1 protein-coding gene is annotated in these 230 nt (G+C 46.1%); it reads right to left on the minus strand.

What is annotated here, in order from left to right:
- The coding region (locus tag V6260_RS18770) for a S16 family serine protease (protein ID WP_341595588.1) at window positions 1-230 on the minus strand (230 nt) is incomplete at both ends.

The following is a 230-nucleotide window of genomic DNA, read 5'->3' on the forward strand; positions in this document are numbered from 1 at the left end:
GCACCGGCACTTGGACCATCTTTAGGTGTTGCGCCTTCAGGTAAGTGTACGTGAATATCACGTTTTTCATAAAAGTCGCAATTAATACGAAAAGTATCTGCTCGATTACGCACAACCGACATCGCAGCCTGAATCGACTGTTGCATTACATCGCCAAGAGAACCTGTATAACTTAACATGCGTTTACCTGGCACTGCCGCACAATCAATTGTTAGCAAGACCCCACCCAC

The sequence above is a fragment of the Pseudoalteromonas aliena genome, from assembly GCF_038155085.1.
Taxonomy (GTDB): domain Bacteria; phylum Pseudomonadota; class Gammaproteobacteria; order Enterobacterales; family Alteromonadaceae; genus Pseudoalteromonas; species Pseudoalteromonas aliena_A.